General features: G+C 61.9%; 22 protein-coding genes. 8 read left to right on the forward strand and 14 right to left on the reverse strand.

Going from position 1 to position 26,007, the window contains the following annotated elements; genetic code table 11:
* Positions 1–141: 141 nt before the first annotated feature.
* From FYK55_RS20665 to msrA, 4 genes are all read right to left on the reverse strand, one after another.
* Entirely contained in the window at positions 142–975 is an 834-nt protein-coding gene (locus tag FYK55_RS20665) for a hypothetical protein (protein WP_235908855.1), read from the reverse strand.
* A gap of 32 nt (positions 976–1,007) precedes the next feature.
* Positions 1,008–1,838, reverse strand: a complete 831-nt coding sequence (locus tag FYK55_RS20670) for a sugar phosphate isomerase/epimerase family protein (protein ID WP_150078376.1) — start codon at positions 1,836–1,838, stop codon at positions 1,008–1,010.
* A gap of 310 nt (positions 1,839–2,148) precedes the next feature.
* Positions 2,149–2,733 carry a hypothetical protein gene (locus FYK55_RS20675; RefSeq protein WP_150078378.1) on the reverse strand — a complete coding sequence of 195 codons (585 nt, stop codon included), beginning with the start codon at positions 2,731–2,733 and terminating at the stop codon, positions 2,149–2,151.
* Positions 2,734–2,768: 35 nt separating this feature from the next.
* Entirely contained in the window at positions 2,769–3,512 is a 744-nt protein-coding gene (gene msrA / locus FYK55_RS20680) for a peptide-methionine (S)-S-oxide reductase MsrA (protein WP_235908856.1), read from the reverse strand.
* A gap of 357 nt (positions 3,513–3,869) precedes the next feature.
* Here msrA and FYK55_RS20685 point away from each other — a divergent pair, with 357 nt between their 5' ends.
* Complete coding sequence (locus FYK55_RS20685) at positions 3,870–4,313, forward strand: acyl-CoA thioesterase (RefSeq protein ID WP_150078608.1); 444 nt, start codon at positions 3,870–3,872, stop codon at positions 4,311–4,313.
* A 185-nt stretch (positions 4,314–4,498) separates the two neighbouring features.
* Here FYK55_RS20685 and uvrA read toward each other — a convergent pair whose 3' ends face one another.
* Positions 4,499–6,985, reverse strand: coding sequence for an excinuclease ABC subunit UvrA (uvrA, locus tag FYK55_RS20690; protein WP_235908857.1), 2,487 nt, complete (start codon positions 6,983–6,985; stop codon positions 4,499–4,501).
* A 249-nt stretch (positions 6,986–7,234) separates the two neighbouring features.
* Positions 7,235–8,236: a lysophospholipid acyltransferase family protein gene (locus tag FYK55_RS20695; RefSeq protein WP_235908858.1), complete on the reverse strand. Its 1,002-nt coding sequence runs from the start codon at positions 8,234–8,236 to the stop codon at positions 7,235–7,237.
* 493 nt (positions 8,237–8,729) lie between these two features.
* Between FYK55_RS20695 and FYK55_RS20700 the strand changes: the two genes are divergently transcribed.
* Both FYK55_RS20700 and FYK55_RS20705 read left to right on the forward strand, forming a co-directional pair.
* On the forward strand, positions 8,730–9,542 hold the full coding sequence (locus FYK55_RS20700) for a sugar phosphate nucleotidyltransferase (protein WP_150078382.1): 813 nt from the start codon (positions 8,730–8,732) through the stop codon (positions 9,540–9,542).
* Positions 9,535–10,485, forward strand: a complete 951-nt coding sequence (locus FYK55_RS20705; protein ID WP_150078384.1) for a ribose-phosphate diphosphokinase — start codon at positions 9,535–9,537, stop codon at positions 10,483–10,485. Before FYK55_RS20700 ends, FYK55_RS20705 begins: the two co-directional genes overlap by 8 nt.
* Before the next feature lie 323 nt (positions 10,486–10,808).
* Here the strand turns inward: FYK55_RS20705 and FYK55_RS20710 are convergent, their stop codons facing one another.
* Positions 10,809–12,431, reverse strand: a complete 1,623-nt coding sequence (locus FYK55_RS20710) for an amidophosphoribosyltransferase (protein ID WP_150078386.1) — start codon at positions 12,429–12,431, stop codon at positions 10,809–10,811.
* Between the two features lie 536 nt (positions 12,432–12,967).
* Between FYK55_RS20710 and proB the strand changes: the two genes are divergently transcribed.
* Together proB and FYK55_RS20720 are read left to right on the forward strand one after the other, a co-directional pair.
* Positions 12,968–14,131 carry a glutamate 5-kinase gene (gene proB / locus FYK55_RS20715; RefSeq protein ID WP_150078388.1) on the forward strand — a complete coding sequence of 388 codons (1,164 nt, stop codon included), beginning with the start codon at positions 12,968–12,970 and terminating at the stop codon, positions 14,129–14,131.
* Positions 14,132–14,173: 42 nt separating this feature from the next.
* Positions 14,174–15,124 (forward strand): DUF1559 family PulG-like putative transporter, encoded by a 951-nt coding sequence (locus FYK55_RS20720; RefSeq protein WP_161604656.1) that lies wholly within the window; start codon positions 14,174–14,176, stop codon positions 15,122–15,124.
* 118 nt (positions 15,125–15,242) lie between these two features.
* On the opposite strand, the gene FYK55_RS20725 is transcribed toward FYK55_RS20720, so the two are convergent.
* Both FYK55_RS20725 and aroE read right to left on the reverse strand, forming a co-directional pair.
* Positions 15,243–15,722, reverse strand: coding sequence for a GNAT family N-acetyltransferase (locus FYK55_RS20725; RefSeq protein WP_150078392.1), 480 nt, complete (start codon positions 15,720–15,722; stop codon positions 15,243–15,245).
* Positions 15,723–15,736: 14 nt separating this feature from the next.
* Positions 15,737–17,230 carry a shikimate dehydrogenase gene (gene aroE / locus FYK55_RS20730; protein WP_150078393.1) on the reverse strand — a complete coding sequence of 498 codons (1,494 nt, stop codon included), beginning with the start codon at positions 17,228–17,230 and terminating at the stop codon, positions 15,737–15,739.
* A gap of 418 nt (positions 17,231–17,648) precedes the next feature.
* Here aroE and FYK55_RS20735 point away from each other — a divergent pair, with 418 nt between their 5' ends.
* Complete coding sequence (locus tag FYK55_RS20735; protein ID WP_150078395.1) at positions 17,649–18,827, forward strand: outer membrane protein assembly factor BamB family protein; 1,179 nt, start codon at positions 17,649–17,651, stop codon at positions 18,825–18,827.
* A 128-nt stretch (positions 18,828–18,955) separates the two neighbouring features.
* On the opposite strand, the gene FYK55_RS20740 is transcribed toward FYK55_RS20735, so the two are convergent.
* The gene (locus FYK55_RS20740) at positions 18,956–19,420 is read right to left on the reverse strand and encodes a RidA family protein (protein ID WP_150078398.1); all 465 of its coding nucleotides are present in this window, start codon (positions 19,418–19,420) and stop codon (positions 18,956–18,958) included.
* A gap of 68 nt (positions 19,421–19,488) precedes the next feature.
* Positions 19,489–19,926 carry a phosphoribosyl-AMP cyclohydrolase gene (hisI, locus tag FYK55_RS20745; RefSeq protein ID WP_150078399.1) on the reverse strand — a complete coding sequence of 146 codons (438 nt, stop codon included), beginning with the start codon at positions 19,924–19,926 and terminating at the stop codon, positions 19,489–19,491.
* A gap of 269 nt (positions 19,927–20,195) precedes the next feature.
* Here hisI and FYK55_RS20750 point away from each other — a divergent pair, with 269 nt between their 5' ends.
* Complete coding sequence (locus tag FYK55_RS20750; protein ID WP_161604657.1) at positions 20,196–20,786, forward strand: glycosyltransferase family 2 protein; 591 nt, start codon at positions 20,196–20,198, stop codon at positions 20,784–20,786.
* 134 nt (positions 20,787–20,920) lie between these two features.
* Here FYK55_RS20750 and FYK55_RS20755 read toward each other — a convergent pair whose 3' ends face one another.
* The 3 genes from FYK55_RS20755 to FYK55_RS20765 all read right to left on the reverse strand — a co-directional run bounded on the left by FYK55_RS20755 (position 20,921) and on the right by FYK55_RS20765 (position 23,880).
* On the reverse strand, positions 20,921–21,886 hold the full coding sequence (locus FYK55_RS20755; protein ID WP_235908859.1) for a polyprenyl synthetase family protein: 966 nt from the start codon (positions 21,884–21,886) through the stop codon (positions 20,921–20,923).
* Positions 21,887–22,303: 417 nt separating this feature from the next.
* Positions 22,304–22,822, reverse strand: coding sequence for a cyclic pyranopterin monophosphate synthase MoaC (gene moaC, locus FYK55_RS20760; RefSeq protein WP_150078404.1), 519 nt, complete (start codon positions 22,820–22,822; stop codon positions 22,304–22,306).
* A 485-nt stretch (positions 22,823–23,307) separates the two neighbouring features.
* A complete protein-coding gene (locus FYK55_RS20765) occupies positions 23,308–23,880 on the reverse strand; it encodes a response regulator (protein WP_150078406.1) in 573 nt (190 codons plus the stop codon).
* A gap of 918 nt (positions 23,881–24,798) precedes the next feature.
* Between FYK55_RS20765 and FYK55_RS20770 the strand changes: the two genes are divergently transcribed.
* Positions 24,799–25,890, forward strand: a complete 1,092-nt coding sequence (locus FYK55_RS20770; protein ID WP_150078408.1) for a M42 family metallopeptidase — start codon at positions 24,799–24,801, stop codon at positions 25,888–25,890.
* Positions 25,891–26,007 lie beyond the last annotated feature (117 nt).

The raw sequence follows: 26,007 nt of genomic DNA on the forward strand, positions 1-26,007 counted from the left end.
TGCGATGTTGGCTCGGCACCGATCGGTTCAAGCAGCCGGGATAGCAACCTGGCTCGGTCCATTCGCCCCGCGGACCGGCCGGCGGCGCCGATCTGGATCATCCCCGGCGTCGCAGACCATCGGAGGCGTCCGTCGCGTTGGTCACAGCGGTCCCACATCCGGTTGCAGTTCGGCGTAAACACCCACCATGTCCTGATCTGGGGGTTTGTCGCCATAGAGCATGGTGGCGCCTTCGCCGGCCAGGATGCGTTCATCCAATATCCGCAATGATTCGCCGCCTGGGAAGGACGCCGTGGATCGAGTCACCCCCGTGCTGAGCCAATCGTGGGATCCGCGAAACTTTGCGATGTGCTCCGCTGGCAGTACCGTTGCGACGCGACGGGTCCCGGAAGGGGCGCGACGCAGGGTGGTGATTTTCCAACGGCCGTCTCGTGGATCATTCAGCACGCGGACCACGACCACCGATTCGCCGGGGGGGACCGGAACCGCTGCGAACCACCGGGGGGCCGATGCATCGGTCGGCCAGACCGAACTGTACGCGATTCGGTAAGGAGGCGATTGGGGCACGCGAACTCGAAGCCGGTAGGTCATCGGCTGGTCGCTGGTCAGTCGGACCGCCGCGATCGTGCCGTCCGGAGTCGGTTCCAGGTAGCCGGTCTCCTGCCGCAGCACGGCCAGTTCCGCTTGCACGTTGCGGAGTCGCACCAGGGTTACGATGTAGCCGGATCCCAGTGCAATCAGAGACAACAGCATCAACAGCCCGGCCAGCGAGAATCGGTAAGGAGGACGCTTGGCAGGATGCGAACCGCGATTCGCCGTCGCGGGTTTCAGCGCGGCATCCGCGATTCGTCCGGCATCGTCTTCCGGATGCGTGTCCGTGTCGACTTCGGCACGCCGGGCTTCGCCGGGCATCATCGGGCCTGCGCCGGGCATCATCAGGCCTTCGCCGGGCGTCAGGCGGTCTTCGCCGGGCATGATCGGGCGGTCGCCGGGGGGACCCTCCGTGTTCATCCCAACCGCCGCGCCGCGTCGACCACCGCTTTGGACTTTTGCAAGCCTTCTTTTGCGACTTCGGTCGCATCACGATTCCAGTATTCCGGGTTGAACAGTTCCAGCGAGAACGTGCCGCAAAAACCGTTGTCCATCAACTGTCGAATCACTTGTGGCAGCGGGCAGACCCCGTCACCGGGAAACACCCGGTCCTTGTCTCCGATCTGATCGCGGGGAGGCGAATCGGGATAGTCGTTGATGTGGAAGCAGTGCATCTTGGATGCTTCGATCATCCCCAACCCGGCAAAGTCACTGCCGCCCTTGTAGATGTGGTAAAAGTCCGGCAAGACACAGGCGAACGGGTGCGCGGCTTCGGTGGCGACGTAGGCCAATTCGCCCAAGCGGCTCAGCGTGGGCGAAAACCCCCACAGTTCCAGTTGCGGTTTGACACCCACTTGCTGCCCCACGTCGCAGAGCGCGCGGTACCGCTGGGCCACCTGCTCCAACGGTGGAGAGCGATCTTCGCCGCGGTGGGCACCAATTGGCGGCGCCGCAATCAACTGACCGCCCAGGTCGAAAACGAGTTGCATGTCCGCCCGAGCCTGCTTCAGTCCTTCCTGGCGGGTCGCTTGATCATCGGAGATCCAATTGGCGAATCCGATCGCGCTGGCAACGAACAATCCGGCGTCTTCGATTTTCGATCGCAGGTCCGAAAGCTGACCTCCCTCCTGGACGTACTGCTGGATGTCGCGAATCCAAGGCTCGATCCCGTCGTAGCCGGCCGCCGCGGCGACGTCGACCTGTTGATCGATCGAAAGCTTTTGGCCGCGGATCGTGCTCGTGTTCAAGGAATATCGAATCGAAGTGCCAGAATCGGATTCAACCGATGCGTCTTCCGCCGCGCAGGGTCGGGTTGCCGAGAAAGTCGTCATTGCAGAAGCGGCGGCCGCTGTGGTCAAGAAATCGCGTCGGGTCGTCATGCTGGAAACGGGGCGAAAATCGGTGGGGGACGAAGGAGCAACGTCGTCGCGGCTGTCGCCGGACCTTGGTGCAGATCGTAGCCCAGAATCGCCGCGGTCAGGCACCCAAACGCATGAATTTTTGACGCGGGGGCCGGTCGGACGAGCAAGAAGACGGAGCCGGGACACCCATCGGTCGTCAGAAATCGCGGATCGGAACACGAGACCCAAAAACCCGCTGCCGCTCTTGAAGAGCCAATTCAGCCAGCGGTGGAGAAAGGTTTTCGATCGCCATTTGGTACGCCTGGTAGGCCGAGGCCTGACGGCCGGCGCGATACTGCCTGCGGGCGTATCGTACCAACGCCTTGCCTTCGGCGTCCGGATCCGCATCGGTGGCAGTCCGATCCCCGCGATCGACACCACCGGGTCCAGCAACCGGAGCGGCACGCCGATGGCCAGCTTGAGAGGGTGGTGCTGCGCCGGCGGGTGGCAGCCCACGAAGCTGCCGATCGATCGCGTCGTGGTCGATGATGGTTGCGTGGACGGAGGCTCCCGCGACGCCGAGCGACGATCCCGCGGCACGACCCAGTCCGCGCCGACTGCGAAAAGAAGATGATCGCGAAACGCTTCCGAGCGAGGCCGAGCCGCGATCGGGGACCAGGACGCTGCCTGAGTAACTGAATCGAGAAAAGGACGGCAGCTGCACTACCTGGGCCGGTGTCGCCGGGGCGAGCACCGCCAAGAACAACGTCGTCAATAGCAGCCGAGCGATTACTTGCCGCATCCCACCGTCCCGAGGCCGAACCAACTTGGGTCCTGTTACTTCGCGTCCTGCTTGATCTTGTCGCCGAAATTACGATTGAACTTACGAACCTTGCTGGCCACGACGGCCTGACAGTATCCGTAATTCGGATTCCGCCGGTAGAAATCCTGATGGTATTCCTCGGCCGGATAGAAGGTCGTCGCCTTTTCGATCTTCGTCACGATCTTTCGGTTGAATGCGTCCGACGCATCCAGTTGCTTGATGTACTGCTCGGCGATTTCACGTTGCTTGTCATCATGAACAAAGATGCTGCTGCGATACTGCGGTCCTTCGTCCGCACCTTGCTTATTCAACGTGGTCGGGTCGTGGGTCTTGAAAAAGACCTCGAGAAGCTCCTCGTATTTGACTTTGGCGGGGTCGTAGTAGATCTCGACCGCCTCGGCGTGGCCGGTCTGCTTGCTGCAAACCTGTTCGTAGGTCGGATTGGGGACGGTTCCGCCGATGTACCCGCTGACGACATCGTTGACACCTTCCATCCGTTCGAACACGGCTTCGGTGCACCAAAAGCACCCGCCGGCCAGCGTGGCCACCTGTTCCTTGTTCGCGGATTCACTGTCTGCGGAATCACTGCTGGTGGACGATTCCGGTTCGGATGCAGCCACGGTGGAGTCTCCTGAAGCTTGGGTCTGGGCGTTGACGTCGCAGCCGAACAGCACCGCCAGACAACAAACGGCTGCGGCGAGTGCAGACAGCCGGGTCATCGGGGCCAGGCCGCGGGAAAGCGATTTATTTGCAATCATCGGAAAGAAACCAGGCGAAAGTCGAAGATCTGTTTCACTACCGTGGACTCAATTATACCCTACCGCACAGCCGACCCGCCGGGCAACGGAACTCGCGGCAGCGAGACTTGCGGGCAATGCCCCCCCTTGTGGCCGTGCATTTCCGAATGCAGAAAACACGCCAATGACCTCGCTGTTCCACGGATGCCGTCCGGTGACAGCGAACGGCGGGGCGGTTTTCCTCTCCGGATCACCGAGGCGTTGTTTCGACGCAGCGTGGTGACTCGCTGCACGATCTGCAAACGGCGAGGCTCTGTAACCGGAGTGGCCACGATGCGATGACCCCCGACCGTAAGGACTGTTTGACGGATGACGTTGATGACTGCCGGCTACTTTGATCTGAATCACACGGTTTCCCAAGACGAGATCGACGCACAGCAACACGTCCACAACCTCCGCTATCTGCAATGGTCACTTTGGGCCGCGGCCCGCCACACGGAAGCCCTGGGGTGGGATGCCAAGGCCGGCTTGCAACGTGGGGTTGGCTGGGTGGTTCGCGAGCATCGCATTCAATACCGGGCGGCCGCCGTTGCCGGAGACGAAGTGATCGTTCGGACTTGGGTGCACGATTTGCAACGATTCGCGTCGCGGAGAAAGTACCTGGTGTGCCGGCCGTCGGACCGCACCGTCTTGGCGCGGGTGGAAACGCGTTGGGTGTTCGTCGACTTGAACGACCACCGTGCCCTGGAGATCCCGCCGGAGGCCAAGCGTGAGTTGGTGGTTTGCGCGACGCCGCCGCTGCCCTGGGACGAATCCGAATGAGAGCGCCCATCTTCTGTCGCCTTTCTCCGAATCGGATTCGAACGAAACAAGTAGCTACGCTCGCCAGAGCGTGGCTTTCCGCCGCGAGCGCGACGGCATCGAAGGGGTTTCTCGAGTTTTCCGACAGGGCCTGGCAGGCAGGACACGCTGTGCGTGCCGATACATCTTGCGCATGACGGTTTGAATTAGACGCCGCCTTTTACCATCCTCGCTGCTTTCAGTTTGTCGGCCAGGTAGCGCGCCGTGGCGTTGTCGTCCAAGGCCGCGATCGCTTCGGGAGGTCCCTGTCCCAGCAGGTATCCGCCTTCGGCGCCACCGGTCGGTCCCAAGTCGATGATCCAGTCACAGGCCGCCAGCAGATCAAAATCGTGCTCGATCACGACCACGGTGTTGCCCAGTTCGGTCAACTGCTGCAGCACACCCACCAACCGTTTGACGTCACTGAAGTGCAGTCCGGTGGTCGGTTCGTCCAACAAGTACAGCGTGTTTCCGGTGGACTTGCGGGCCAGTTCGGTTCCCAACTTGATTCGTTGGGCTTCCCCGCCGCTGAGGGTGGTGCTGCTTTGTCCCAGATGCAGATAACCGAGGCCGACGGCTTGCAGGGATTCCAATTGGCGAAGTGCCGAGGGGACGTTCTGAAAGAACTCCGCGGCTTCATCCACCGTCATCGCCAACACGTCGGCAACGTTGGCGCCCTTGAACCGGACCTGCAGCGTTTGGCGGTTGAAACGTTTGCCACCGCAACGCGAACAGGTGACGAACAGGTCGCTCAAAAAGTTCATCGGAATTCGTTCGACTCCGTGCCCCTTGCAAAGTTCACAGCGTCCCGCGGGAGAGTTGAAGCTGAATCGGCTGGCAGAGAATCCGCGTGTCTTGGATTCTCGTGTCGACGCAAAGACCTTGCGGATTTCGTCCAGAACGCCGCTGTAGGTTGCCGGGCAAGACCGTGGGCTGCGGCCGATCGGGGTCTGGTCGATCGGGATCAGTTTGTCGATCGAATCAGCGCCGGTCAGTTTTTCAAACTGGGCTTCGGTGGTCACCCCGGTTGGCAGTTTCCGCCCGTGTTCCAGGTAGTGGGCCAGGGCGGGCAGCAGCGTGTCGACCGCCAGTGAACTCTTCCCGCTGCCAGAGACGCCGCTGATTCCGATGAAACACCCGAGCGGGAATTGGACGGTGATCGTTTTCAGGTTGTGTGTCGCGACACCGTGCAGGGTCAATGCCGGGCCCTCGGTCGGTCGGCGTTGATCGGGGACCGGGACTTCGTCTTTGCCGGCCAGGTACCTGCCGGTCAGACTGCGCGCGTTGGATTGGATTTGTTTGGGCGTGCCGCTGGCAATGATCTGGCCGCCCTGGTTGCCGGCGCCCGGGCCGACGTCGATCACGCGGTCGGCGGCGCGCATCGTCGCTTCGTCGTGTTCCACGACCACCACGGTATTGCCTTGACGTTGAAGCGTTCGCAGACACTGGATCAAACGATCGTGGTCGGCCGGGTGCAACCCGATCGACGGTTCATCCAGTACATAGCAAACGCCGACCAGCCCGCTGCCGATGCTGGTGGCCAACCGCACGCGTTGCAACTCTCCGCCGGACAGCGACTGCGCGCCCCGATCCAGGGTCAGGTAGGAGACGCCGACGCGATCGAGAAACTGCAATCGCTTGGAAACCTCCGCGGAAATTGGTTCGGCAACGCGGCGATGCAGGGTCGAAAGTTTGGGAGGCAGGCTGCCGATCCAGCGATCCACGTCGTTCAAAGGCATCGCGACCAGGTCAACAATCGATCGGCCGTCGATGGTGACGCTCATCGCCTGCCGTCGCAGTCGCCCGCCCTCGCACGTGGGACAGACCCGCGTTGTTTCCCCGGCGTCGATGACGCCCAGGCCGTCACATTCCGGGCAGGCACCGTAGGGGCTGTTGAAAGAGAACGTTCTCGGTTCGATTTCTTCGATGCTGGCGCCGCACTCGATGCACGCCATCGCGGTGCTGTAGATCGTGTCCCGCCACTGGTCGTCGTCCGATTGAATGGACGCGCTGACCAAACCGTCGCCCAGCCGAAGCGCCAGCGTCAACGAGTCGGACAGTCGACTTTCAAAGCCCTCGCGAACCACCAGCCGGTCAACGACCGCTTCGATGGTGTGGTTCTTGCGCACGGCCAACTCGGGAACTTCATCCAGCAGGTGCAGTTGTCCGTCGACGCGGACCCGTACCAATCCCGCCTGTCGGATCGTCTGGAATACTTCCCGGTGGGCGCCCTTGCGCCCACGAACCATCGGAGCCATCAGGATCAGTTTGGCGCCTTCATCCAGTCGACACAGCGAGTCGCGAATGGCGTCCACCGATTGGCGCGAAATCGCCGCCCCGCATTCGCCGCAGTGCGGCGTTCCGACACGGGCGTACAGCAGCCGCAAGTAATCGTAAATCTCGGTCACCGTCGCGACGGTGCTTCGTGCGCTGGCCGAGCCTGGCTTTTGGTCGATGGCCATGGTCGGCGCCAGGCCGTCGATCAGATCCACATCGGGACGCGGCAACGAATCCAGAAATTGACGCGCGTAGGCTGACAGGCTGTCGATGTATTGCCGTTGGCCTTCGGCAAACAACGTGTCGAAGGCCAGCGAGCTTTTGCCGCTGCCGGAAACCCCCGTGATCACCGTCAACGCATCGCGCGGAATGTCCACGTCGACCGATTTCAGATTGTGGACCCGCGAGCCGCGGATGCGGATAACATTGCCTGGGCGGGAACGGGGCACCGGTGCGTGGTCACCTGGAGAGAATGCGGTCGGAGGTCATTCAATCTTATCCAGGGCGGCAAACCTGGCTATCCCGGATTTGCGAAGCGGGGACGCCAGACGCCGTTGGCATCTCACACCGCACTCGCTCCCAGCGGTGCCAAACCATCGCACGGCTGCCGAAGGTTTTTCCAGAATTCAGGCTGCTTTGGCCAATCGCTTCGCGACTCGGGCGGGAGGTTCGCGCCAGCGGCGGTGCAGCCACCAGTACTGCTCGACCGATCGTCCCACGGCGACCGCCAGGTTTCGGTTGTACCACTGCGTCAGGCTGGTGACCGAATCGCAATCCCCGGCCGGATCGTCCAGCGGGTCGGCCACGGCCACGCATTCCGCCTGGAATCGCATCGGTTGACCGTCGATCCGCCGATTGCATCCAACGATCATGGGGGCGTTGCTGCTCAGGGAAAACAATGCCAACGCCTTGTGGCAGGAGGCCGGAGCGCCCAGAAAATGGGTCCAGCATCCTTTCGGTCCGGCGTGTTGGTCCGCGAGGATCGCCAGCGAACCGCCGCTCGCAAGGTGCCGATCGACCTCCATCGCGCAGCCCTCTTTGTCAAGCATCCGCTGCCCCTTGGCCCCTCGGAACCGCTGGACCCAGTCATTCAAGAACGGGTTGTCCAATCGCCGAGCGATGGTGGTCGTTTCACAACCCATCAGTCCGAAAGCGTAGTTGCTGATTTCGAAATTGCCGAAGTGTCCGGTGACCAGCACGGCGGGTCGGTCGTCCAAACACCGCCGCAAGATCTCACGATTGTTCTTGAATCGAAGGTACTGGCTCCAGTTCGTCAGGTGCAGCCGGCGTTGTGCCCAGGCAATCTCGCAAACCATCAGCATCAGGTGGTGCCACATGGCCAATTCAATCCGCCGCCGGTCCCGGTCCGTCGCCAGCGGAAAAACCAGCTTCAGGTTCTGCTCGGTCGTCTGTTGCCGAATCTTCAAACGCCCGACCACCAGGTTGGCCAGCATGCGGCACAGCGTGTCACCCATGTCCAGGGGCATCGTTTGAATCACGGCCACGCCCATCCTGACCACCAGGTAGCTGGCGAAATCGGATCCCGTGCGGCGCAGCGATGCGACTCGCTGGGACGCCTGGGCGGTCCAACTTGGGCGGGGAAATCTTTGAATCCGGGGCGTGGACACGGTCGGAGATCGTCGGGACGAGAATCGGCGGGGCACGGTTGGAATCGGAGCGCGGAGTATTTCAGAAGGGGCGGGTCCGGTTCCAGGGAGATTTTCCGGTCGTCCGACCGCCCGGTTCCGTTTCGCGTCAGTGGGATGAGAGGGATCAGGCGGCCTGGGGAAGGGCGACTTGGGCAGGGACGACGTGCGGAGGGGCGACGTGGGAAGCGGGCTGCGTTGCTGCGGGTTTCAGGGCAGGACCCTGGCAATCACAATTTGGGGATCCGATGGGCGGTTTTTTGGCAAACGCCGGCTGGAATCTGCGCACCGGCGGTTGTTGGATCGTCGGGCGATTGCGAACATGCCGCCCTCGCGTTTTGAAACGAGCCTGATTCCGACGCCGCGACTCGACCCGGATCCACACGAGAAACCTCCCCGAGCCTCGTCCGGTCCAGCTCGTCGGCTGGCCGTTTTCCGTTATTTCGGACCTTTTGACGCTGTTTTTAGATCGCCCATGAGCTCCTCTTCCCAAACGGGACCGGCCGACGCGGATCCCCATGGCACCGCTCCCTCCCAGGCGGGGCCCTGCGCGGTGGTGTTGGCCGCCGGCAAAGGCACCCGGATGAAAAGCGACCTGCCCAAAGTACTGTGCCCGGTGGTCGACAGACCGATGATCCACTTTGTGATCGACGCTTTGGAAAAGGCTGGGATCAAGCGGCAGATTGTCGTGGTGGGCTACCGGGCCGACGACGTGCGGGCGGAATTGGAGACCCGGCCGAATCATGGGATCGAATTTGTGGTGCAGCACGAACAGCTTGGGACCGGGCACGCCGTGCAGTGCTGTCGCGATCAGCTTGCGACGCAGACCGGTCCGACGGTGGTCGTCGCCGGTGATTCGCCGCTGATCCAGCCGTCCAGCCTGACGACATTGTTGGAGCATTTTGCCAGCCACCAGCCGTCCTTGTTGCTGGGAACACTGAAGAAAGACGATCCGTCCGGCTTGGGGCGGGTCGTGCGAGACTCCGAGGGCGCGTTCATGGGGATCGTGGAACAAAAGGACGCCACGCCCGAACAATTGCAGATCAAGGAGGTCAATATGAGCACCTACCTGTTCCGCACCCGGGACCTGTTGAATGCGCTCGCCATGTTGAACAACGACAACGCCCAGTCGGAATACTACCTGACCGACTGTGCCCGTTTGTTACGTGAAAGTGGTCGTCCCGTCGAAGCGGTGCCGGCGCTGCAAGCGTGTGAAGCCTTGTCGATCAACAATCCGCAAGAGTTGGAACTGGTCGACCAAAAGATGCGGGCGATGGGTTATGCGTGAACTGAAGATCTTTAGCGGCCGAGCAAACCCGGAATTGGCGACCAAGATTTGCCGCCATTTGCACCTGGAGCCCGCCGCGATTTCGCTGGGCAAGTTCCCCGACGGTGAAAACTACTGCAAGCTGGACGAAGACGTCCGAGGACGCGACGTCTTCCTGGTGCAGCCGACCTGCCCACCGGTCAACGACAACTTGTTCGAGTTGTTGGTGATGATCGATTGTTGCAAACGAGCCAGCGCCGAACGGGTCACCGCGGTGATTCCCTACTACGGGTATGCCCGTCAGGATCGCAAGGACGAGGGTCGCGTTCCGATCACCGCCAAGATGGTTTCCAACCTGATTGTGCGTGCGGGAGCCGATCGCGTGTTGACGATGGATTTGCACGCTGCCCAGATCCAGGGGTTCTTCGACGTCCCGGTCGATCACCTGTATGCCGCGCCGGTGCTGAACGAGTACTTCAGCAACCGCGGACTGATCGATGACAAGATCGTGGTCGTGAGCCCCGACGAAGGCAGCATCAAACGGGCCCTGGGACACGGCAAGCGGTTGGGCGGTCGTTTGGCGATCGTCGACAAGCGTCGCACCAGCGCCACCGAAGTCCGGCAGAGCACGATCATCGGCGGGCCAGTCGAGGGCAAGGTTGCATTGATGTTCGACGACATGATCAGCACAGCCGGATCCATTTGCGGAGCCGCCAAATTGGTTCACGAGGCCGGTGCGGCGGAAATTCACATCGCATGCACCCACGGCGTGCTGTGCGGCCCGGCGATCGATCGCTTGCGTGACGCTCCGGTCGACAGCATCGTGGTCACCGACACGATCCCCGTGCCCGGCGACAAGATGTTGCCCAAGATGGTCCAGTTGTCCGTCGCACCGTTGTTGGCCGAAGCGATCAAACGGATCCACCACGATCAGTCGATCAGCGAACTGTTTCGCGAGCGATAGGGACGTTGGTCAATCGATCCATCGATCGATGTCCTGCGTTCTTCGCTTTCCCCTGCCGCAAGGAGGTCGCGCAGCTGTGCATCACCCTCCCGCTTGCGGGAGGGTCGCGGAGGAGCCCCGCGACGACGCGGTGAGGGTGATTGCAGGGGCCATGCGTCGTTGCCATTTGCTTCCGGTTCTGCCCTCCCCGGAGTCTCGTGCCTCGCCTCCGACCCTCCCGCAAGCGGGAGGGTGAAGTGGTGGAACACGTCGTCGCTGGTCACAAATTCTGGCTGGATGATCCAGCGAGGCTCTGTCCGAAAAGTCGGCCGAGCACATGGGCGTCAGGAAACGCTTTGCGGTCCCAGAGATGCCGCCAGTTGCTCGTAGGTGCGGCTGGAATCGGTATCCCGTCCGCGGTTGTCCAAGGCGATCTGGTACAGATGCTGGCCGCAGCTGGTCGGGTACTTACCCGTCACGCAGGCCTGGCACAGACTTTCCGCGGGCAAATCGATCGCCCGCGCGATCGCTTCGACGGGAAGGTAGCGTAGCGAGTCGGCTCCCAGATCGTCCGCGAGCCGTTGCTGGGCGTCGTCGCTCAATTCGCCTTCGACACCGAAGTACTTCGGACCGATCAACTGATCGATGGTGCTCATGTCGATCCCGTAGAAGCAGGGAGCGACGATCGGGGGACAAGCCACTCGAACGTGGATTTCGCGCGCACCGCCGACCTGGCGGATGCGGTCGAGCAACACGTTCATGGTGGTGCTGCGAACGATCGAGTCTTCGACCAGGATCACGCGTTTGTCTTTCATCACCTCGCGCAGCGGAGTGTACTTGGTGGCCGCCTTGGCTTTGCGTGCCCGTCCGCCTTCGATGAAGGTGCGTCCCGCGTAGCGGTTCCGGATCAGGCCCTCACGACAAGGGATCGACAACTCGTAGGCCATGGCGTCTGCGGCGGCTTTGCTGGTGTCCGGGACGGGGACGATGATGGTGTCCGGGTCGTCCAACGGAACGCGTCCCAGCCGGCGTTCGACCTCGGCCAGCTCTTCCCCCAGCCGCGTCCGGCTCAGGTACACGCCGCGGTCATCCAGCGTGCTGGCGACGTTGGCAAAGTAAATCCATTCGAAGAAGCAGTGTTTGGGTTTGGCGGTTTCGGCAAACTGCTCGATCCGCAGTCCGTCTTCCGGGTTGATCACGATCGCGTGACCGGGCGGCAGCGATTTGATCTGGTCGTTGTCAAATCCGAGGTTCAGCAGCGCCACGCTTTCGCTGGCGGCGGCGAACAGGGGACCTTCGTGCACGTAGCACATCGGCTTGATGCCCAGCGGGTCGCGGGCAACGATCATTTCGCCTTCGGCGGTCAGCAAGGCGATGGAGTAGGCGCCGTCAAAATTTGCCGCGACTTGTCGCAGCACATCGATCCATTCGATTCGTTCGGTCGAATGGCTGAGCACGCGCCCCATCTCATGCAGGATGATCTCGGTGTCGGTGTCCAACGCCAGGTGATGGTCCCCGTCGGCCAGCAGCCGTTCCTTCAGCACCCCGTAGTTGGCTAGCTGGCCGTTGAAACAGAAGCTGAACCACTTGCGTTTGTGGATGTGCGCGCGTTCAAACGGTTGCGCGTAGCTGCGGTCGTCCTGTCCGCAGGTGGCGTAGCGGACGTGCCCGATGGCGGCCCGGCCCGCCAGGTGCTTCATCAGCGATTCGCACTTGGCACGATGGTTCAGACGGAAAACCTCGGTGACCGTGCCGACATCCTTGAGCGTGTGCAACAGCTGCGGTCGATCCGGGTTGTAAGTGGTCATCCCGGCCGCCAGTTGGCCGCGGTTCTGGATGTCCAGCAACATTCGGGGCAACAGGCGTGAGATTTGCCGCGGCCCCTCATCGGTGCACACCGGGCTGCGTCCGCGGCCGGACAAGTGGTAGATGGCCGCGACGCCACACTCGTGATGCAACTCGCTCATACCGAATTTTGCTCGTCAATCGTTTGGGGGATGACACAACGGGGGCCGACCGCCGTCGCTGCGATCGGTGATGCGACTGTCGCTATTGTCCAAATGCAGCCAGATTTGTCGAACCGCTCGATCGTGGGAGACTCCCGAATTCCTGAAATTGTCCCCACGCCGATGTCGCAGGCGGCCCAGCCCGATGGCTTCGAATGCCGAATGGCGGTATTTTGCCGCTCGGTTAGCCGACCCCACCAGTTTAATTACGTGGCATTGGACACGTTCGGGCCGCCGGGCCTTTTGCCGGACCGCGGCACTTGGCAAGCGGAAAGCTCGTCAGTTGACTCTGGCGGCTGGGTGCCAGCGTGTCGGGCTTCGTCGATTTCCCGGCGAGGACGTTCCCGGCAAGGACCACGCGTTTCAATACGCTGGATTCAAACGCCGGGTTCCAATTCGACGGGTTCCAATTCGCCGGGTTCCAATGCGCCGTGATGCCGCCGCGGTCGGTTGAATTTCTTTTGTCCTGATTGTCATTCCGCGACCGAATTGCCTCCGTGTCCGAATCTTCCTCTTCCGCACAACCGTCCGACTTTCGCAGCGAAGCGATCGAAGGCGCACAGAGCGTGGTCGTCAAAGTCGGGACGCGCGTGTTGACCGACTCCAACGGCAAGTTGGACCGTCAGCGGATCGAAACGCTGTCGGCAGGTTTGTGTGAAATCGCCGAAAGCGGTCGCCAAACGATCATGGTCAGCAGCGGCGCCGTCGGTGCCGGTATGGGAAAGCTGGGGTTGGAGGAACGCCCGACCGGGTTGAGCCAGTTGCAGGCGATCGCGGCGGTTGGTCAGGCGGACTTGATACAGGCCTACGAACGGGCATTGGCCAAGCGTGGGCGTCACGCGGCACAGGTGTTGTTGACGCGATCGGACTTGAAACGGCGCGATGCTTACTTGCACGTCCGCAACGCGCTCGGCCAGATCCACCAGTTCGGCGCCGTGGCGATCGTCAACGAGAACGATTCGGTTGCGGTTTCGGAATTGATGACGACCTTCGGCGACAACGACCGTCTGGCGGCCCAGGTCGCGGGACTGCTGGGCGACGCGCTGTTGGTGATTCTGTCGGACATCGACGGCCTGTATGACGGACCGCCGGAATTGGATTCGAGCAAACGCATCGAATTGGTCGAATCGCTGGATGATTCGGTGTTCTCCTTGGCACAGGACCATCGCAACCCGCTCAGCAAAGGTGGCATGGCCAGCAAGCTGGCCGCGGCCCAACTTGCCAATTCCTATGGGCACCCGGTGATCATCGGCCCCGGCCGCGACGATCAGGTGCTGGGCAAGGTGCTCCGCGGAGAAAACATCGGGACGTTGTTTTTGCCGCCGCATCGCGGGCTCCGCGGCCGTCGACGTTGGATCAGTGGATCCGCGGAGATTGCCGGCAAGCTGGTGCTGGACGCCGGTGCCGCCCGCGCCCTGCGGCACGACGGGCGAAGCCTGCTGGCCATCGGAATCATCGACGTGAAGGGGGACTTCGATGCCGGCGACGTGGTGTTGCTGGTGGATGCCGACGGCCGCGAAGTGGGACGCGGGCTGTGCAACTATCCGGCCGACGAGGTGCGTCAGATCCGGGGACACGCCAGCGACGCGATCGCCGAGATTCTGGGGCATCGGCCATACGAATCGGTGGTGCATCGCGATAACATGACCGTTGTGACATAACAAACGCTGCTGTTGCCGGACGCGCGTGCGCTGGGGATCGACATGACTCAAAAGCCGGCCAGACCCTGCATCGTCGCGCGGGCTGGTTTCTCATTCATCGAACTGATTGTTCTGCTGCTGATCCTGGTCGTGGTTCTGGCCTTGGTCATGATGCGCGTCGGTACCAGCCGCGAAGCGTCTCGTCGGATCGATTGTGAAAGCAACTTGAGAGCCCTGTTTGTCGCGTTGGAAAGTTACTCGTTGCGATACGGGCATTTTCCCGCGGGAACGATCAATGCCACCGGGCCGATCCGCAGCGAGCCGCAGGGTTACCACCAGAACTGGGCTTCGGCGATTCTGCCCGGGTTGGAGCAGCAGGCGCTCTATGAGCAGATCGATTTCGACTACGGCGTGTACGCGCCCGAGAATCGCGCGGTCACGATGACCGGCGTGCCTGGGTTCCAATGCCCGGCATCGATCACCACCTTGGCCGCCAACGCCTCGACGTATGCCGGTGTGAGTTCATCGACGGAGCGACCGATCGACGTGGACGGCAACGGGATGATGATCTTGAATCGTCCCCTGGGACCTCGCGACGCTGCGGACGGTTTGTCGTACGTGTTGATCGTTGCCGAAAAGGCTCAAGATTTTGGCGGACGTGCGTCATTGCCAAGTCGGGCGGCCGCCGCGGTGACGCCTGGGGCGCTGTCGTGGAACAGCGGGACGCGGGCCTCGCTGCGTACCGCGGGGCATCGGATCAATGCGCCTCCGCCGGATGCCGAGATTGACCCACTGTTCGTCGGCGGTTTCTCCAGCAATCACGCCGGCGGCGCCTACCTGATGACGGCGGCGGGCGAGTTCAACTTCTTTTCCGCCCAGACGGATTTGGAGTTGTTGCGGCAACTGGCGGGGCGGAGCGAAGGCGTGTCGGCCGAACCGCCGGACGTCGAACCGGATTCTTCTGGGACGGAAACGTCAGACGACGGCAACGGGCAGGATTCGCCCGCGCGGTAGCGGTGGGTCCAGCGTCCGACCTGGTGGCCTGGTTGCTTCACCCTCCCACACGCCATGGGCATCGACGCCCGTCACTTCACCGCGGGGTGATCGCCGGATGCCGCTTCTTGCTGGCGGTTCACCACTGCTCGTAGGGGCGGGGCCGCAGTTGCATGAAGAGCGCCTTTTTCTGATCCGGCAGCGAAAAATCGAATCCGCAACTTTGCAGGAAAGTTTCCGAGGCACTGATCGCCATCACTTCCATGACGCCCAGGTCACGGGCCCGGTCGGTACACAGCTTGACCAGTCTTCGTCCCACGCCGAAGCGTTGATAATCCGGATGAACGGCCAGGCACATCAGTTCGGCCAGCTTGGTGCTGTAGACCTCCACCGCCGAGAAACCCACGCAACGCATCGCCGATTCTTGTTCCCCGACGACTGCCACGAATCCGTGCCGTGACAATTCGATGATCTCCGCCTCGGTGCGGGAGAGCAGTTTTCGCTGAGCAACGAAGGGACGCATCAAAGCGTGGATGGCCGCAGCGTCGGAGGGCAAGGCCTGGCGGAGTTTCAATCCTTCCGGAAATGCGTCGGCAGGCGGAATGTTTCCTTCACTCATCAGCGGTCGATCCATCAGTGAAGCTGAACGGGGTTGGTCGCTTGTTTGATCGTTTTTCGCAACAGCATCACCGGCGCCTCCTTGCCGGTGAACAGTTTGAACTGGTATGCGGCCTGGCGGACGAACATATCGATCCCGGTGATGATTCGGCACTGGGCCTGCTTGGCGTACTTGATCAACATCGTGTTTTCAGGGTTGTACACGGTATCAAACACGACCATGAACTGGTTGAGCGCCGACGCGTTGTAGGGAGAGACGTCGACGTTGGGGTGCATGCCAACGGGCGTTCCGTTGATTAGCAATTGGACCTTTTGGTTGTGGCGCTCTTCCCAGGGCACCACGCGGCAACCGATCTCCGACGCCAACTGGTTGGCGCGGGCCTCCGTCCGCGACGCGATGACGACATCGGCGTGCCGTTGTTTCAATCCCCAAGCGATGGCACGTGAGACGCCGCCGGCGCCCAGGATCAACGCGGTCACGCCCTGCATGGCCGTTTCCTTGTCGGCGTCCTGACGCTGCAAGACCTCGGTGATGCAGTCCATCGCCGCGCGATAATCGGTGTTGTATCCCAGTCGGTTTCCGTCGTGAAACACCATGGTATTGATCGCACCGATGCCGGTCGCGCTGGATTCGGCTTGGGAGCAGTAATCCAGGGCGCGCTCCTTGTGCGGGATGGTGATGCTGATCCCCTGCAGCCCGATGACTTCCGCCGCTTCCATGAAATTGTGCAGATCGTCGTAGGGGACGCGCAGTGGCAGGTAGCGGGCGTTCAACTCTTCAGCTTTGAACGCCGTGTTGTGGATCAACGGGCTGTAGCTGTGGGCGACCGGGTCTGCGATCACTCCAAACAATTCCGTTTGGTCGTTGATGTTTTTGACATCGTACAGGGTTTGCATTTCTTTCCAGTTCAGCTGGCCGGGGGCCATCTTCTTGTCGGCGCTGAACGTGGCGTAAGTGAAGGGGGCTCCGAATCGGTTGGCCAGGATTCTGGTCAGCGTGCCGATCTCCCCCATGCAAATCCCGATGGTGGGCAGCTTGGCGTTGCGGATCAGTTCGAACATGCGGACGTTGTCGGCGAACGAATTCGCCATCGTCGCGATCTTGACGATGTCGGCGTCCTCCTCGGCCATTGCCGCGTGCAATTCCTCCAGGTTGTCCGGGGTCCCGGAGAAATCGTGGTAGCTGATGATCCGTTTGGTGTTGCCGTAGCGGGGGATTTGGGACGCAACGTCGGCTTCGATGTCGACGTACTCGGCACCGGCAACGATCGCTGAACGCAGCAGCATCAAGCGGTCCTGTTCGCTCTTGGTCCAGCGGCCACCGTCTTCGCGGCGGCGGACGGTCAGCACGACCGGGCCGGGGCGATCGTTCAGCAATCGGCCCAGGTTGACCGCGCGGCCGATGTAGTCCAGCCGCAACTCGACGAGTTCGGCTCCTTGTTCGACGAGGTGCTTGTGTTCGGCAATCATCCGCGTGTGGCGGCTGCGACCGAGGCTGACACAAATCATGTTTTATGAGGGTCGGATATGATGAAATGTCGGAAGTCGGCACGGAGTCGGTTCCGACCCCGCCGGCGGCCGGCATTGGTTGCCGCCTTTGCGAACAGCGTATAATAGACGGGTCCCATTGATCGAGCGGGGGTCTTTTCGGAATCTGGAGGCTCCGCGAGCAGAGTTTTTACGAATCCGTCACGCTTTCCCGCCACGCCGTCCGTTCCGCCCGCCTGATCCCTCCCTCCCGCTGAAAACTTCGATGAATGGTCCGACCATCGACCGGTCAGACCTTGCTCGGACAATTGTTTCTTCCGAGGTGCAGTTCTTCCGAGATGCAGTCGACCCAGCTGGCTGCGCCCGTTGCGGACGTGACGCCGCATCGCGGCCGACCCGGGAATCTTTCGATCGAATTTCCATTCAAATGAACTTCATCATGTTGCTTCTGAAAACACTTTTGCGCTCCCGCCATCACGGTCCGTCGATCCACCTCCGGTCGATGGCTCGGTCGACACGGTGTCGGCTGGGATTGGGGATGGCCCTGGTCGTTCTGGGGTTCGCACCGGTCCGGGCCAAAGATTGGAACTTTCCCCGCGGCGATGCCGCGGCGTCGGGAGCCACGGAGACAAGCTTGCCGGAAAACCTGGCCGTCGCCTGGGAATTCGAAGCCGATGAAGCGATCGAGACGACGCCGGTGGTCAGCGGCCAACGTGTGTTCGTGGCCGATGTGATGGGAACGGTTTACGCACTTGCCCGGCAGGACGGCAAAGAGCTGTGGCGCAAGTCCTACGACACCGGTTTTCTGGCGGCACCGGTCGTGGCCAACGATCAACTGGTCATCGGCGATATCGATGGCAACGTGTACGCCCTGGCCGCCGAGGATGGCAGCGAGCGTTGGAAGCAGGCCACCGAGGGCGAAATCAGCGGTGCGGCAGCCATCTATGGTGAGAATGTGCTGGTGGCCAGCCAGGACGGCAAACTGTATTGCTTTCGGGCGGACTCGGGAGAGCCGGTCTGGACATATCAGGCCGACGACCAGATCCGCTGCGCTCCGACGGTCGCGGGCGATCGGACGTTTTTGGGAGGCTGCGATGCGAAACTGCACGTGATCGATCTGAACACCGGGAAAGCCGTTGGGGACACGTTGCCGCTGGCCGGACCGACCGGCAGCACCCCCGCAATCCAGGGCGACGTGGCGGTCGTTCCCGTGATGGACGGTTCCGTGTTTGCGTTCAATTGGAAGAACAAACAGCAGGTTTGGCGGTATGAGGATTTGGAGCGAGCCCAGGAGTACCGCAGCAGTGCGGCGATCCGTGGCGATCTGGCGGTGGTCAGCAGCCAACGCAAGCAGATCGATGCGATCGATTTGAAGACCGGCAAGCGGATTTGGCGTCACACGCTCCGCCGCCGCGCCGACGCATCGCCGGTGATTGCGGGCGACGACGTGTGGGTCCCGGCGACCGATGGCCGGCTGGTTCGGCTGTCATTGAAAGACGGCACGGAGAAATGGGTGTACGAAATCCGCGGCGGGTTCATCGCCGGCGTGGCCGTGACCGACGATGAGCTATTCGTTGCCGATGACAACGGCGTGGTCCGCTGCTTTCGCGGCCCCTGACCACCGCGGACCCGTTCAAGATCGGGGACAGAGCACCGCCGCAAGATCGGGGACAGAGCACCGTGTGGGGACTGGGCAGATTCCCGGCCCGAGGGTTGGGCGGGTGAGCGGGCCTGGTCCCGGTGGGATCAGGCGTTCAGCTGGAAGATGGCTTCGATTTCCACGGCGATTCCGCCGGGCAGGGCGTTGGTGCCCAGCGCGCTGCGGGCTCCGACGCCTTTTTCTTCTCCAAACACCTCTCGGAACAGTTCGCTGCAACCGTTGATCACGGCCGGAGGAGCTTCGAAGTCGTCGGTGCAGCGGACCAGCCCCAGCAGCTTCACGACTCGCTCAATTCGGTCCAACGATCCGAGTTGTTTCTCGAGCGTCGCCAGGATGCCCAGCCCGGTCAATCGGGCCGCCGCGTAACCGGCCTCGACATCCATGTCGGCTCCCAGCCGACCGGTCGTCAATTTCTTGTCGTAGCCCAACGGGCCATGGCCAGAGACGTAGGCCATGTCGCCAACGACGACGACTGGTTTGTAAACACCTGCGGGAGCGGGCGCCGGGGGGAGTTCAAGACCGAGCTCTTTTAAACGGGATGTATTCGACATTGTGGGACTGCCATCGGGAAAGGGGAATCGGAAACTCGTCGCGCCAGCCGCCGGCGGACGTTTTGGCGTCAGGACTTTGAGCGATGTGGCTCCGGCGTCGCCCGGGCGTACACCGCGGCGGGATCCACCAGACGCTCCTCGACGATTTGAAGCCGACCCTCGTCGACGCGACGAAAGAAGCAACTTTGGTAGCCTTCGTGGCAAGCGGCCCCGACCTGGTCGACCAACAGCAGGATCGTGTCGCGATCACAATCCAGACGCACCTCCCGCACACGCTGGCGGTGACCGCTGGTTTCCCCTTTGCGCCACAGGGCTTGGCGGCTGCGGCTGTAGTACACCGCCTGCCCGCTCTCGAGCGTTTCGCGGAGCGCTTCACGGTTCATCCAAGCCATCATCAACACGCGTTGGGACGTCGCATCCTGGGCGATCACGGGCAACAGACCATCGACCCCGCGGGAAAAATCCGCGACATCACAAGGATCATCGGTCGGTTCGGGTTCGGTCACGGCGTGGCACAGCAGGGGAAGCGACGGCGGGCTCCCGCGGGCAGGTTTTCAGCCACCGCAGGAAGGCGGGACGAGATTATAGGCAGATTTCGGTTAAACGGAACGACCGGCACAAAGTCCGTTCGTCCGCTGGAGTTGAAGTCCGATGTCGGCTCGCGTCGATGAAACGATCACGCCGACCCACCATCTCCCGCGGGTTGACTGTTTCCGGGCGTCGGGGCTGCGTCCCGGCATGTCCCCGGCCCTCCCACGCGAATCTCCAAGCGACCATGAGCTCCACGAAACTCTCCGTGATCCTGCCAGTGCGCGATCGCGAACGCGAAATCACTGGCCGCGTCGAACGTGTCCTGGAAGCCCTGACCGGACTGACGCGCGAAGCCGCCGAAGTGGTCGTTGTCGACGACGGAAGCCGCGACGCCACACCTGAAGTTCTGGATGAATTGCGGGCAATTTACCCGCAGGTCCGCGTCGTTCGGCATTCACGCCCACGCGGGATCGAAGCCGCCGGGCAAACCGGTCTGGAACGCAGCACCGGCGACCTGATCTTCATCCAAGAGTCCGACGCCGAAGTCCGCTTGGACGATCTGCAGCGGCTGTTGCGGATGAGCGACGACCCTTCGATCGTTGCCGCGCGAGCGGAAAGTCGGTCGGAGCCGCTGGCTCCGTCGTTGTTGCGACGCTTGCGCGCGTTCGGTACCAATGCCGATCAACAGGTGCGGCTGCGCAGCGACGACACCCAAAACCGTTCGCTGCAGATGATTCGGCGACCGCATCTGCAGCGTTTGGCCGGGCCGAAAGGCAATCGATTGCGGTTGGAAGGCGAAACCAAACGCACCGTGACGGTTCAGAACGTCCGTTGAGCTGGTCCCGACGGTGGGAACGCTTGCTCAAGCGGATCGATGCCGGTGCAGCCGCCTACCTTCGTGCGACGGACAGTCATTCACGTCGCGTGCGCGACCGACGCCCCGTCGACTCAATTGCACCGAAGCGTCGCTCAGAATGAGCGTTTGATCGAGAATTCCGCGATCCGTTCCAGCGACGTTTTCGATTCACCATCCGGCAGCACGTCCAACGATGCCAATGCGTCCCGCCGGAAACGTTCGGCGGTCTCCGCCGTGTAGGTTCGAGCATCACTCCGTTCCAGCCACGGCCGAAGGCGACTGAATCGCTGATCCGCGGGGCCCTGCAGGATCTGACCGATCCGCTGGCGGTCCTCAGGCGACGATGTTTCCAGTACCCGGATCACGGGTAGCGTCAGTTTCCCCTGCTCCAAATCGGTCCCCAGCGTCTTTCCGACGGTGGAGTCGTCTCCCCACAGATCCAAATAGTCGTCGGCGATTTGAAATGCGATCCCCAAATTCGATCCAAAGCCGGCCAACCGCGACACCGTTGCGTCGTCGCAACCGGCTTCGGCGGCCGCCAATGAGCAGGCGACGCGGCAAAGTTCCGCGGTCTTCCCGTTGATCATCTCAAAGTACGTCGCCTGGTCCAATTCCAGATCGTCGCGGCCGAGCACTTGTCGCAATTCGCCCTCGCAGACGCGTCGCGCGGCCTCGCCCACCCACAGGCAGGTGCGGGTGTTGTCCAACGTCGCAGCCAGCCGAAAACTTTGTGCGAACAAATAATCACCCAACAAAATGCTGGTGTGATTGTTCCACAGCGAATTGATGGTCGGCAGATGCCGCCGCTCGCAAGCGTCGTCCAAAACGTCATCGTGCACTAGCGTTGCCGTATGCACCATCTCCAACACGGTGGCGATCACGACGTTGGCCGGGGTGATCGGGCCGAATGCGCGCGCGATCAGCAAATGCATCGCCGGACGCAGTCGTTTACCTCCGAGTTGCACACCGTGACGCAGTAAGGACGCCACCGCTTCGTAGCCGCTTTGCAATTCGTTGCGGAGGGTTGTTTCGACGTCGGCCAACGGTCGCAGGATGGGGCGATAAAGCGACGTCAACAACGCACTGCTTTCCACCGAGACGGAACCGCCGCGCTGACGACGACCCTCACCGGACTCGCCCGCAGCTTGTTGATGGCCTGTCGCCCCCGCGGCATCTCGACGCGGCAGGGTCGGTTCGGACGACCGAGCTCCTGTTTCCGTGCCTGAGCTTGCACGCCGTTCAGCCGAACCATCCGGCTGAGTGACAGACTGATTGTGAAACGTGGCGGATGAGTCCATTGGATCGCGCTGCGTGGCGGCAAAGGATAGCAAGGAAGCCGAAACTCTAATGCGAAATCAACCGCACGTCAGCGAGGGGGGCAACCCGGCAACCGGTCAATTTTGCAAAACGCGGTCGATCGTCGCGGATTCCCCGCAGTCGAAGCGCCGCCGAATGCCGTCGCCGGTGTTGGCACTCGGCCCGCCGAATCGAGACGGTCACGACGGTGAGGCGAGGAAGTCGCCCGAGGCGCCGCCGCGTTTTTCCAGCAACCGCGTCGGTCCGATTCGCATTTGGCGATCAACCGACTTGAGCATGTCGTAGATTGCCAGCGTGCCGAGGCTGGCTCCGGTCATGGCTTCCATTTCGATTCCGGTCTTGCCGGTCGTGCGACAGGTGACGCGGCATTGCAGCCGGTGCTCGATGGGATCCGATTCCGGCCCGTCCGCGGTTTGCGGGTCAGAAGGCAGCCATTGGAAGTCCACCTTGACCGACTCGATGGGGATCGCATGGCACAGGGGGATCAGGTGGGCGGTCCATTTCGTGGCGCCGATCGCCGCGATCCGGGCGACCGCCAGGACATCGCCTTTGCGTCCGGAACCTTGCCGAACCGTTGCAGCCGCGGCGGCGTTCATCACGATCTCCGACGCCGCGGTGGCCACCCGGTGGGTGTCGGGTTTACCGGAGACATCCACCATGTGGACGTTCCCTTGGTCATCGAAGTGGTTGGATGCCATCGGGCTGATGCAGGCGGCTGGAAGTCGAGTGGGATAACGGCGTTCGGCAGTTTAGCCGGCCGGTGACCGACGGTGAATGCGCGTCGCTCACGAGTTCATCCCCGGCTGGCGGAGCCGGCGGTACAGTGCGTTCCCGGGCGGGAGCCCGGGAACGAGGGAGCATTGCGCTAAGTGGCTGGCGGAGCCAGCGGTACAGTGCGTTCCCGGGCGGGAGCCCGGGAACGAGGAGCATTGCGCTGAGGGGCTGGCGGAGCCAGCGGTACAGTGCGTTCCCGGGCGGGAGTCCGGGAACGAGGGAGCGGTGGTTCTCCTGGTTCCAAGGCTCCCGCCTTGGAACCCGCTGACTTTCAGGCTCTGCCTGACGGTTTGGCGGGTTACCGTCGGCGCATAAAAAAACGCCACACATCTGCGGGAAATGTGTGGCGCCTTTTTAATGGTCTTGGCGGCGATCAGTTGCTGCCTGGCGGAAGCCGGGCAGACATCAATCACACCAATTCCTTCTTCGTCCCAACGAGCGTTCGAAGTCGTTCAGCCAACAAGTGGGCGTCGAACGGCTTTTTGAACGTTTCGTTGATGCTGCTGCGATCGAAACTCATCGGCTGGCCGTCATCGGGCAGCAACGCGATCAGAATCACATCGGTGAAGTCGGCATTCTTACGCAAGTTCTGACAAATCTGAACTGCTTCGATCTTACCGATCGAAAAGTCGACAATGATGCAATCGGGTGTGAAGCTCTCGGCTTGAATTCCGGCTTCAAAACCGCTGGCCGCAACTGCGACTTTGAACGATTTCTCCGGCGGCAATTCACGCTTCAAGTTTTCGATCAATACTTGGTCCTGGGCGACGATCAGGCACTTGGCCATCGCTTCGTCTTCCAGGTCACCCAACGGCATACCGTGCTCCTTCAGGAACTTGATCAGGTATTCACGCGGAATACGACGATCTTGCGATCCCGGGATACGGTAGCCCTTCAGTCGTCCCGAATCGAACCACTTGGAAACGGTTCGCGGTGCGACTTTGCAAATCTTGGCGACCTGTCCAGTCGTAAAGACCTTCATATCAGGCTCTCCATAACGCCTCGTTGATTATTCCCTCGAACAATGGTGCGTCGGTACCCAATGTTCTCATGGCCTTGGTCATTCGACTTGCCGCACTCACCGCACCGCCGGCTCCAACCAACCGGTCCTGAACGGATGGCCGGATTGGCTGACGTTTCGGTGGATTCAGTGTGCCGCAAACCAAACGCTGGGTCAGGCCACCCGGCTCACATCCTGTGACGCTTGCCGAACGGGATCACTTGCTAGGTTTCAAACGGACGCAAACGAAGCGGTTGCTCGCTTGCTGGGGTAGATGCCGAGACGTCCGGCGACCAACGCCCAACGTTCCCGATGTGATTGGTAGTGATCGAACGATGGGTGTTGTCGCTCGACCTGCAATCACAGGAACGTTCGGCTATAGTCGCCGTCGGCCTCCGTCACGGCGGACCGCTCAAGTTGAGCGAAACCGTCAACGGATGCTTTCCCAGAATCCCCCCTGGGTGAATCGCGATTCGGCTGCCACCAGCTCACCAGCCCCCGGTCGGTTGTTACCGCGGCGGCGAGTGAACTCAGTCGAAATTCCTCGATCCGAGAGATAGTGTCGAGCAAAACCGCCCTAATTCTTTAGGGCGTTTACAAGGGAACAAGCGGCATTGTCGGATCGACACTCCGCGACCCCATCGACCGCCCGGTTACGCAAGACTGGGCCAACGTGAAAACCCCGCGTTTCATCATGTTTAGACGCACAAAGCCGGGGTTTCGTTGCCCTCGCGGGAAGAAATTTCGCAAAAAAAAATCTTTTCATAAAGTCGATCTGGCCGCTGCGGCGGTCTGGACAACCACCTGTTTTCACCTTCAGCTGCCCCCAGACGAGACACGTCCCGCCGCGTCTTGAAACGCCTCGACCCGCCCCTGGAAACTCCAAGAGAAAGCTGCCTCATGCACGATTCCGCACGTCGCTTTTTTGAACAAGCCATCGCCACCCCGAGTCCTTCCGGCTACGAGGAGCCGATCCAGCGATTGGTTCGCGATTACATCACCGGACATGCCGACGTGGTACGCGTCGACGTGCACGGCAATCTGATCGCTGAATCCGGTCCCCAGGACGGCCCCAGACTGCTGTACGCCGGGCACTGCGATCAGATCGGCATGCTGGTCTCTTACATCGACGAACTGGGGTATGTCTACGCGCAGACCATCGGCGGCTGGGACCCCCAACAACTGGTCGGCCAGGCCATGTCGATTTGGACCGCCGGGGGTGAAGTGCCCGCCGTGATCAGCCGCAAGCCGATCCACCTGTTGACGCAGAAGGAACGCGGCGAAGTCGTTCAACTGGAAGAGCTGTGGTTGGATATCGGCGCGGCATCGGCCGACCAGGCCGCGGCCGCCATCCGCATCGGTGACCCGGTCACCCTGGATCTGCGGTTGCGCCCATTGATGAACCACATCGTTTCCGGACCCGGGATGGACAACAAATCCGGAATGTGGACCGTGATCGAAGCCCTGCGACGTGCGACGGACAGGTCGTCTGGTGGCGAGGGGGATGGCGGACTGCATTGCCACCTGCACAGCGTTTCGACGGTTCAGGAGGAAATCGGGCTTCGCGGCGCCAAGACCGCCGCCGGGGGCATCAACCCCGATGTCGCCATCGCTGTCGACGTGACCCACGCGTCGGATTGCCCGACGATCGATAAGAACCGGCAAGGTGACATCAAGTTGGGCGGCGGCCCGGTGATTTTCCGCGGCCCCAACATCAACCCCAAGGTCGCAGCGCGGCTGATCGAACTGGCCGAAGCCAACAGCATCCCCTACCAGCTTGCCGCGATCGGGCGCGCGACGCCCAACGATGCCAACGTCCTGCAGCTGCACGGCGGTGGCGTGGCCACGGGGCTGATCGCCATCCCCAACCGCTACATGCATTCCGCCGTCGAAGCGATCTCGCTGGACGATATCGATCATGTCGCCGAGCTGCTGGCCGAATTCGCGTTGGCCCTTCGCGGGGACGACGATTTCATCCCCTCGGCTCCCTGAATCGGCACAGCTGAATCGGCGCGGGGGCTCAGACGACACGCCGCCGGGCGGTGGGCGGCGCAGGCCGGTGCTGGCGAGTACTGCTGGCGAGTACTGCTGGCGGGGACGACGCCGTGC

It is taken from the genome of Roseiconus nitratireducens (assembly GCF_008629675.1).
Taxonomy (GTDB): Bacteria; Planctomycetota; Planctomycetia; order Pirellulales; family Pirellulaceae; genus Stieleria; species Stieleria nitratireducens.

Excerpts from the sequence above, each read along its gene's own strand:
- FYK55_RS20665 (WP_235908855.1), bottom strand. The coding sequence starts at position 975 with ATGCCCGGCGAAGACCGCCTGACGCCCGGCGAAGGCCTGATGATGCCC.
- FYK55_RS20675 (WP_150078378.1), bottom strand. The coding sequence starts at position 2,733 with ATGCGGCAAGTAATCGCTCGGCTGCTATTGACGACGTTGTTCTTGGCG.
- msrA (WP_235908856.1), bottom strand. The coding sequence starts at position 3,512 with ATGATTGCAAATAAATCGCTTTCCCGCGGCCTGGCCCCGATGACCCGG.
- FYK55_RS20685 (WP_150078608.1), top strand. The coding sequence starts at position 3,870 with ATGACTGCCGGCTACTTTGATCTGAATCACACGGTTTCCCAAGACGAG.
- FYK55_RS20700 (WP_150078382.1), top strand. The coding sequence starts at position 8,730 with ATGAGCTCCTCTTCCCAAACGGGACCGGCCGACGCGGATCCCCATGGC.
- FYK55_RS20705 (WP_150078384.1), top strand. The coding sequence starts at position 9,535 with ATGCGTGAACTGAAGATCTTTAGCGGCCGAGCAAACCCGGAATTGGCG.
- FYK55_RS20710 (WP_150078386.1), bottom strand. The coding sequence starts at position 12,431 with ATGAGCGAGTTGCATCACGAGTGTGGCGTCGCGGCCATCTACCACTTG.
- FYK55_RS20720 (WP_161604656.1), top strand. The coding sequence starts at position 14,174 with ATGACTCAAAAGCCGGCCAGACCCTGCATCGTCGCGCGGGCTGGTTTC.
- FYK55_RS20725 (WP_150078392.1), bottom strand. The coding sequence starts at position 15,722 with ATGAGTGAAGGAAACATTCCGCCTGCCGACGCATTTCCGGAAGGATTG.
- aroE (WP_150078393.1), bottom strand. The coding sequence starts at position 17,230 with ATGATTTGTGTCAGCCTCGGTCGCAGCCGCCACACGCGGATGATTGCC.
- FYK55_RS20735 (WP_150078395.1), top strand. The coding sequence starts at position 17,649 with ATGTTGCTTCTGAAAACACTTTTGCGCTCCCGCCATCACGGTCCGTCG.
- FYK55_RS20740 (WP_150078398.1), bottom strand. The coding sequence starts at position 19,420 with ATGTCGAATACATCCCGTTTAAAAGAGCTCGGTCTTGAACTCCCCCCG.
- FYK55_RS20750 (WP_161604657.1), top strand. The coding sequence starts at position 20,196 with ATGAGCTCCACGAAACTCTCCGTGATCCTGCCAGTGCGCGATCGCGAA.
- moaC (WP_150078404.1), bottom strand. The coding sequence starts at position 22,822 with ATGGCATCCAACCACTTCGATGACCAAGGGAACGTCCACATGGTGGAT.
- FYK55_RS20765 (WP_150078406.1), bottom strand. The coding sequence starts at position 23,880 with ATGAAGGTCTTTACGACTGGACAGGTCGCCAAGATTTGCAAAGTCGCA.
- FYK55_RS20770 (WP_150078408.1), top strand. The coding sequence starts at position 24,799 with ATGCACGATTCCGCACGTCGCTTTTTTGAACAAGCCATCGCCACCCCG.